Genomic DNA, 8,653 nt, shown 5'->3' with positions numbered 1-8,653 from the left:
GTAAGTAATAAAGGGTTTTGTATGGATAAGACGGAAAAAGAGGCAAAAAGTTGGTTGGTCGGAAAATAGTTTTTCCGACTGAATAGATGACTTCTCTTGTATGACACGAAGTTTTTGTTGCTCAACTTTCTGTTATTAAATTCGTTACCTGGAAAAAAGGAACCTAACAGTATTGAGTAGAGAGTGTGTTTTCACTAATTCTGAGCCAAGATAGTAAATCCGAACCCAATAAAAAAAGGGATTACCCGAAAAAAAATGCGTGATATGTTAATTAAAATTACGAATTACGAATTCATTTGATTTAGTTAATAGTGAAATGGGGCGGATCAATCGAAGAAATGATTTGAAAGTAGTTTTTCAACCAATTTCTTTTTGGATGTTTCTTCGCTTAAACCGATTTTATACTGCAGGTTGTTGTAGGTGAACATTCCGTATGTTTTCTTGTTTTCCGTTACAATGGTCAGTTTTCGAATCGCGTCCTTCATGGAACTTTTTGCTTTGTTCAGCTCTTCTTTTCCAATCAGTTCGGATAATTTTTCGTTGACGCTGGAATAGAAGTCGATGTTTGACATGGATTCATAATCCGGTTTTCGGAAACGAACATCGGTATCCAACGTTTTGCTTAACAGCACATAGATTGCGTTGTCTTTTTGATTCATTTCTATGTAAATCCTGGATTTCCACATGGCAATAGATACCGCTCTTTTTTCGAACCCGGTTCCGCTGAATGTTTCGAAGGGGTAGGTTGTTTCGGCTGAATCCAGGTATTGAATGGCTTGAGGGAATTCTTTCAGGGTTTGATGTACCTGAACCATTTTCATGCAGGCATTGTGATGATAATTGGCATATGGTTCCATGATATCTGTTCCGGGTTCTTTGTCATTCAGTTTGGAATGCAGAATCCGGTTGAACCAGTATTTGGATTGATCAAACTGACCTAAGGAAGCATACGCCAAGGGAATGTTATTAAAGCATCTTCCGTAACAATTGCTTGTGTCGGGCATGTTTTCCACCACGTAGGTCATGAGCGTGATCGCGCTGTCGAGTTCTTTGTTTTGAAAATGTCCGATCGCCTTTTCCAGGTATTCACAAGGGCCTTCCTGGGCTTGGGAGCTGAATGAAACAAGTGTGCAGGTCAACAGAATGATTGATTTCATGCGTTAAAAATTGCGTTTTAGTGAAGGCTAATTTACAACCTTTTTTCAAGCAGGAAATAATCTGTTAAACAGAAGTTTTCAGAAACGGTACCCGAGTAATAAATCATCTTTCATATCGCTGTTTATCGCTGTTTGTTCCAGTGATACACAGACCTGGTTTCGTTTGAGGAAGTTTCCGCGGATGCTGTAGATACTTCGGAGTTCCAATACTCTGATGGCGTATGAGACACTGACTACTTTGAACAAATTGAGGTTCAAACCGGCATCCAGGTCAAAATCCCGTTCGGCGTAGGCTAAAAGGAACGGTGCCAATTCTATTTTGTGTTTGAAGAGTCCGAAGTTGTATGAAAGATTTCCATAGATTTCCCGGTGATCTTTGATGAAATTCACGCCACTTATTTTCGCGGAGCTTGCAAAGAGGTTTTTCGCTGATGCGCCTACAGTCAATCCTTTCCACTGATATTGAACTCCGAAATCCAGGTCGGCATTGAATTTCAATTTCGGAGTACTGGTAACAGGACCTGCAAAACCGGCCCAATCGAACTGATTGAAATTCAGAATTGCACGTGCTCCCAGGTTCAACCTGCTTGATTTTCCCCACCGGAACATGCGGGTATAACCCAGGTAAACACTATTCCGGTTGTAATAGGAATAACCGTCATAGATATAGGACATGTGAAATGCATTTTTCTGATTCAGATTGTATATGTGATTGAAGTATATATTGACCGGTTTTTTCCATACATCATTGCTTTCGGGCAGGATCTTATATTTTGCATACAAATCGAAGGAGGCGTGTGCAGAACTGTCTTCGATTCCTGCGGCTACATTGTAGTAGTGCATTTTTTGAAAGTACATATTCGGACGAAGGTTGTTCTGAGCATGAATCACTGAGGACAGGGCTGTCAGGATAAAGGCAAGCGTATAAACGTTCTTCATAAAGCTTATTTTAGAGCGTTAAAATCGGTCAGTGTATTCCGGACGTAATTTTCGAGTTCCGAATCGTGTGTTCCTCCCGGATAGGTATAAAGCGTGACATCACCTCCGGCGGCAGTTAACCCGGTTTTTGCATCTGCCGAATTCATATAATAGACTGTATTGTCTGCGTCGCCATGATGGAGAAAGACTTTTCCGACCGGAGTCCAGCCGTGTGAAAAAGTATTGCGGTCGATAACCTGTATGAATTTGGTGTCCGTTCCGTCCATGACGTGTGCCAGGAAGTATTCCTGAAGAATTTCCGAGGGAATTTTAGAAGGTGTGAAAATAGCCGCTACCTGGTTGGATACCGGGTATGAATACAATTGATCTGTGGGACGTTTCAGTTCAGGGGAAAATTTATTCAAACTGTAAACTCCCCAGGAAAACACTCCGCTGATAATCCCGACATCCTGGTCTTTCTGAGCAAGGATTTCATCAATGAATCCTTTCATATTGTACGGACCTGCCAGGCCTGAACTTGCTGTCACAGTGAATTCGGAAGCGTACTGTTCCTGGATGAATTTATGCGCGGATAAACAGGCTCCGCCACCCTGAGACCAGCCGCTGAGAAAAATGCGGTTATCGTATGCATATCCTTTTTCGCTGAGAAAACTTTTAGCAGCCAGCAATCCGTCAATGTTCGATTTGAACAGTTCGTCATAAGCGAGGTAAGGGTGTTCTTTGTCGGAAGTAGCCCCGAAACCGATGTAATCCGGAAGAAAGACCGTATACCCGGCTGATGCCCAGGACAAAGCAATGTTGCGTGTTTCCAGGAACTTATCGCTCTGACCACCATAATTGGAAGGAGTTTCCATATCCGCAGAATAAAAAGCTCCCAAATTCAGCGGAACGTGCGTTCCGTGAAAGTATGCAATGAGGTAGGTCGAATCCACATCGTCGGGGACGAACAATAAACCTCTTGAATCGATTTGCTTTCCTTCGTAAATCGTGCGGTAGGTAATGGAATAATAAGTCACACCATGCAGAACAATATTTTGCGCATCAAACTTATCTATTTTGGAAGCAATCTCATTGGCCGGAATATGACCGTTTGCACTTGATTCGATGAGTGTTCCGCGATCTTTATACGCTAATTCGGAAGTTTTTTTCTTACAGGATTGGATCGTCGGTAAGAAAGGAAGACTTAAAAGCAGGATGAAAAATAGCTTCATAGGAATAGTAATTCGAGTGAAGATAGCATTTTGTGGTTTTTTGTGCAAGTAAGGGAGGTTAATTTCGTTCAAGGGTTCACACTTCCACAGACTCGGTATGTTTCGTTCAAGGGTTGAAAAGTTGAAAGAGTTCAATAGTTGAAAAGTTCAAAGAGCTCAAGAGTTGAAAGAGTTGAAAAGTTCACACTTCGGCAAGCTCAGTGTTTAGTTCAAGAGTTTAAAGAGTTCAAAGGGTTCAAAAGTTGCAAGAGTTAAAAAGTTGAAAAGTTCAAGGTGTAAGAATTAAAAAGATTCAAGCTGAATTATTCCCGTTTCAGGATCGTATTTTTTTTAAAGCAAAACAGGAGAATAGTTTTCGTTGTTATTTAAGGAATTAGTTTTTCTATCTTGTTTATTGTTAGTTTCTTGAGTTTATTCGGGCGGAGATGTGTTTCAAAATTTATTTTTGATAAAAATTTAGTTAAAATTTTGGAATTAGAAATCTAAAGCACGCATAATGACGTACTTTTGCCATGAATTTCAAATTTCACTCAATGCGTAAGAGAACAGGATTAGTTCAACTAACCTTATTGGTAGGCGTTTTGCTTATTTTTACAACTTTCAAATCTGTTGCACAATGTGTAATCACTTCCACGAACGGTTACGTTGTTTCCGTTACAATCACTCCCAAAAGTATTGCTGTAAGTAGCACTGATTGTCCTAATGGATACAATTACAATGTAAATTTTGATTACAATATCAGTATTACGGGACCAAATGCTGCCGCGCAATATACCCTGCAGGCAAAGATCTATTGTGCCAATTCGGCTATGAACGGAGCATATGCTCTTCCGAAAAACGGAGGTGTCGGTTCTGCTCAGACAACGACCAACCCATTTGTACCGAATAACGGAACTGCTTATCAATATAGTGCTCCTTATCCGAGTTGTACGAATGCAACGGTTGCAACATTGAATTGTATGACTATTGATGTGATCATCCAGGGACCGGGAATTCCGTACCAGGAGATTCATTGCAACAATATCGGAACGGCATTGCCTGTTGAGTTCTTGTCTTTTGAAGGAGAGAAAAAGAATGACGGAAACTTGTTGTCCTGGCAAGTTCAGTCTGAAAAGAGAAATGATTATTTCACGATTGAAACAAGCCGCGACGGGTTGAACTGGAAAGAAATGGCGCAGGTAAAAGGAGCAATTAATTCTACGGAATTGAAAACCTATTCTTACCTGGACACTAAAAATACCCAGGGAGCGGTATACTATAAATTGAGTCAAACGGATTTGGACGGAACCAGAAATGAATTGTCGATCAAATATATTTCAGCGGAAGAAGCGGATTTCAGAATGTATCCGAATCCATCTGCTGACGGGCGCATTCACATTTCCTTTTCGGATAATCCGGAAGCAAAATCAACGATCTTTTTAAGAAATGAATTGGGGCAGCTGGTTTACCAGGAAGATCTGGAACCTGCTTCAAAATCAGGAAATGCGGCTTATTACAATTCGGATCTTTCTCTGAATCAACCGGCGGGTGTTTACTTTGTAGAGGTTAGAAGCAATGAGGAGATTGTTAATCGTTCTAAATTGGTGATTCGTTAAGAGCGATTTTAGAGTCAGGACTTTGGGAGTTAAGACTTCGTGTTTTGAACCCTTTTTTTTAATTTCGGAGCAATGAAAGAAAAAGCATTGGTTCTTTGGTCGGGAGGAAAAGATTGTCATCTTGCGCTGCATTTGGCGAAGCAGGAAGGGTATGAACTGACTGCTTTGGTGACTTTTTGCTCGAAATCGACGGAATTCAGGGCACATCCGAAAGAATTCATGGAATTGCAGTCCAAATCATTGGGAATTCCTCATCTGTTACTTGAAATTCAGGAACCATTTGCAGAGAACTATGAACTTCAATTACGCAAACTGAAAGAGCAATTGGGAATCGAAGTGCTTGTTTCGGGAGATATTTCCGAAGTTCGTGAAAGCCCTAATTGGATCAGTGAACGCGCAAAAGCAGTCGGAATGAAAACCTTTCTCCCTTTATGGCATGCAGAGCGGGAAGAGGTGATGCGTCTGTTGCTGAAATTCAAATTTGAAGTCGTGCTGACCATGGTCAAAATTCCCTGGCTTGAAGCCCGTTTTTTGGGAAGAAGAATCGATTCGGATCTTTTGGAGGAATTCCGGATACTTAGCCGGGAAAACGGCCTGGATTTGTGTGGTGAACAAGGAGAATACCATACGATGGTTTTGAATGGCCCGGGATACCGTTCGGCAATAGAAATCACAAGCTATCAAATTGTTCAACATCAGGAAATGACTCATTTGGGCAATTTAGTGCTTTCCCTGGACGGAAATTATGAAGTTCCAACGCTTGAAAAACATAAAATCTGTGTCAGCTGCAATAAACCGTTTTCCTGTTATACGCAAGGTTGCTGGTGCGCCGAACTTCCCATGATTATGCCGATGGAAAATATCACCGATTGTTTGTGTCCGGTTTGTTTGAAATCAGAGATCAATGAAAAGCTAACGGAAAACAAGCTCGATCCGATCAGTTAAAAGTCATTGGACCGGAAATGGTTGAATTGCTAATTTTTCACAAAGTGTTTGTGATGAATTTGATTGTTGACATCAAGCACTTCCAATATATAATTCCCGGTTTTCAGCAAGTCTAGATGAAGGGTGTTCGAATTTATTGTTCCAAGCTGTACCACTTCTCCAAGCATTCCGACAATTTTAAATTCTTTTAGTGTTATCGTTGATTGAAGTGTCATTGTATTTGAGACAGGATTTGGGTAGAGCATAATACTGTTCAACGCGTCATTCTCCAAAATTCCAACTGAAGAGCTCATTTTTTGAATAAAGACATCCCGCATTCCGCTTCCGGATAAGCTGAAATTCCCAGCACTGGGATCTGCATCCAACTGTCCGCCAAACCAACCGGTTGTGTAAACGCTTCCTGAGTTATCCGGGGCAATGGCAAGGCCGGAAGTAAATTTGGATCCGGCAATGATTCCAGCCCAAACAAAGTCTCCGTCTTTTGATAGTTGACTAATGAAACAATCCGACTCACTTTGTGTAAATTCCAGGTTGAATGTTCCGTTTCCCGGATCAAAATCTACGATGCCGTCAAAGTAACCCGTTGTGTAGACATTTCCGACCATATCATTCATAATTCCATACGAAATTTCCATTCCGTTGTTTCCAAACTGTTTCGCCCAGGCCAGGTTTCCGGAAGAAGTAAACTTCATTACAAAGAAGTCAAAAGTTCCGGCTGCGGTCAGATTATATGTTCCGGCATTTGGATCAAAATCTACCGTGTTTTCAAATCTTCCCGTCAAATAAACATCACCATACAGGTCAACACTGATTCCATAACCATAATCATTCCCGGTACTACCGATTTGTTTTGCCCAGACAAAATTTCCCGAAGTGTCAATTTTTGAAACGAAGATATCCGGAATATTGAGTCCGGGGGAAGTGAAATTTTGTGTGTTTCCACCTGGATCGAGATCGGCTGTATTTTGGAAGAAGCCAGTAGCGTAAACATTTCCACCAGAAACGAACAGAGAAGTACCTTCATCGTAACTATCTCCTCCAAATTGTTTTGTCCAGACATAATTACCGCTGGTAGTCAGCTTATTGATGAAAATATCGTGGCCTCCAAAAGTAGTTAAGAAATTTCCAGAGGTAAAATCAGAAACGGAACTAAAAGAGCCGGTTGTATAAACATTGTTATGAGCATCAAGTGAGATGGCGAAGCTATAATCATCTTCACTTCCTCCAAATTGTTTCACCCAAAGAAGATTACCTGATTCATCTAATTTTGCCACAAATACATCTGACATACCTGCAGAGGTTAGATTTATTATCCCTGCATTCGGGTCAAAATCTACTACGTCTTTGAATTTTCCGGTAACATACACATTTCCATTCGGGTCAACCTGGATACCTTTTCCAATATCTTCTCCCGTTCCGCCCATTTTTTTAGCCCAAACCAAGTTACCTTGTGAATCTAATTTGCAAACAAAAATATCCTGATCTCCGGCAGATGTTAAGAACAAATCTGCAGCTCCCGGATCAAAGTCTACCGTTTGTTTAAATTGTCCTGTAGTGTATACGTTTCCAGCGTTGTCGACTGCAATGGCATTTCCCTGATCCCATTCGGTTCCTCCGATTTTTTTACCCCATTCAAATTGCGGTGACTGAGCATACCCCATTTGAAATGAAAATAGTGAACTAAAAAAGATGATGTGATGAAATCCTTTTGTATAACGCGGGAGCAGCGATTTTTTCATGTTTAGATGATTAAATTCTTTCTTTTCAGGAAAATGAATAAAGCGGTAAATATACAAATAGAGTTTTAAACAAATAAAACTCCAAATGAATAAAGATTGAATTTAAAATAGTCCGGACTCTGGTGCCAAATACCTAAATCTCATCATCAATTGAGAGTCAGGAAAGCCTCTAAAATATTGGCTTGTAACTTCTTTAGTCTGGCCTCTAAAAAGCCCTTAAAAGCATTAATTAACAATAACTTGTATTTTTATTAACAATGATCAAAAAAAACGTCGTACCTTTGCGCCAAATTTTAGATTTATTATATGACCTTTAAAGAACTCGGGTTAAGAGTTGAGGTTCTGCAGTCGATAGAAGCAATGGGTTTTGCAGAACCAACTCCGATCCAACAAAGTGCGATCCCGCACTTGTTACAATTAGAAAGCGATTTTGTCGGACTCGCTCAAACTGGGACAGGAAAAACAGCAGCATTCGGTTTGCCGTTAATTCACAAGGTAACAGACCGCCCCACAGAAACACAAGGTTTAGTCATCGCTCCAACGCGTGAATTGTGTTTACAAATCTCCAAAGACTTAGAAGCATTTGCTCAATTTGATCGTCAGATTAAAGTAGTAGCCGTTTACGGTGGTACTGATATCCGTAAGCAAATGAGTGATATCAAGCGTGGTGCAACAATCGTTGTAGCAACGCCCGGGCGTTTGGTTGATTTGATCAATCGTAAAGCAATCAACTTGAAAACAGTTGAAACAGTTGTGCTTGACGAAGCAGATGAAATGTTGAATATGGGCTTCAAGGAAGACATTGACGCAATTTTAGAAGCTACTCCTGAAACAAAGAATGTGTGGTTGTTTTCAGCAACAATGCCAAAAGAAGTGGCTGCAATTGCTAAAAACTACATGACAGATCCTTTGGAAGTTGCCATGGGCCACAAAAATCAAAGTAACGAAAACATCGAGCACATTTATTACACTGTGAAAGAGCGTGACCGTTACGATGCATTGAAAAGATTAATTGACGCTAGTCCGGATATCTTCGGATTGGTTTTCTGTCGTACACGTAATGAAAC

At 40.6% G+C, this 8,653-nt stretch carries 7 protein-coding genes; 3 read left to right on the top strand and 4 right to left on the bottom strand.

The features are described 5' to 3' along the window. Positions 1-326 precede the first annotated feature (326 nt). The 3 genes from Q1V93_RS14650 to Q1V93_RS14640 form a co-directional block, all read right to left on the bottom strand. A complete protein-coding gene (locus tag Q1V93_RS14650) occupies positions 327-1,157 on the bottom strand; it encodes a hypothetical protein (RefSeq protein ID WP_300665687.1) in 831 nt (276 codons plus the stop codon). A gap of 78 nt (positions 1,158-1,235) precedes the next feature. Continuing rightward, entirely contained in the window at positions 1,236-2,096 is an 861-nt protein-coding gene (locus tag Q1V93_RS14645) for a type IX secretion system membrane protein PorP/SprF (RefSeq protein WP_300665686.1), read from the bottom strand. A 5-nt stretch (positions 2,097-2,101) separates the two neighbouring features. Continuing rightward, positions 2,102-3,307: a lipase family protein gene (locus Q1V93_RS14640; protein ID WP_300665684.1), complete on the bottom strand. Its 1,206-nt coding sequence runs from the start codon at positions 3,305-3,307 to the stop codon at positions 2,102-2,104. 533 nt (positions 3,308-3,840) lie between these two features. Between Q1V93_RS14640 and Q1V93_RS14635 the strand changes: the two genes are divergently transcribed. Next, positions 3,841-4,902, top strand: coding sequence for a T9SS type A sorting domain-containing protein (locus tag Q1V93_RS14635; RefSeq protein ID WP_300665683.1), 1,062 nt, complete (start codon positions 3,841-3,843; stop codon positions 4,900-4,902). Positions 4,903-4,974: 72 nt separating this feature from the next. Then, on the top strand, positions 4,975-5,847 hold the full coding sequence (locus Q1V93_RS14630) for a diphthine--ammonia ligase (protein WP_300665682.1): 873 nt from the start codon (positions 4,975-4,977) through the stop codon (positions 5,845-5,847). Positions 5,848-5,876: 29 nt separating this feature from the next. Here Q1V93_RS14630 and Q1V93_RS14625 read toward each other — a convergent pair whose 3' ends face one another. After that, positions 5,877-7,586, bottom strand: a complete 1,710-nt coding sequence (locus Q1V93_RS14625) for an SBBP repeat-containing protein (RefSeq protein WP_300665681.1) — start codon at positions 7,584-7,586, stop codon at positions 5,877-5,879. Positions 7,587-7,892: 306 nt separating this feature from the next. Between Q1V93_RS14625 and Q1V93_RS14620 the strand changes: the two genes are divergently transcribed. After that, positions 7,893-8,653: DEAD/DEAH box helicase (locus Q1V93_RS14620; protein WP_300665679.1), on the top strand; the 761-nt coding region annotated here is incomplete at its 3' end.

This window comes from Fluviicola sp. (assembly GCF_030151805.1).
GTDB lineage: Bacteria > Bacteroidota > Bacteroidia > Flavobacteriales_D > Crocinitomicaceae > Fluviicola.
The sequence above is the reverse complement of the archived record's forward strand: the minus strand, read 5'-3'. Positions and strand labels throughout refer to the sequence as shown.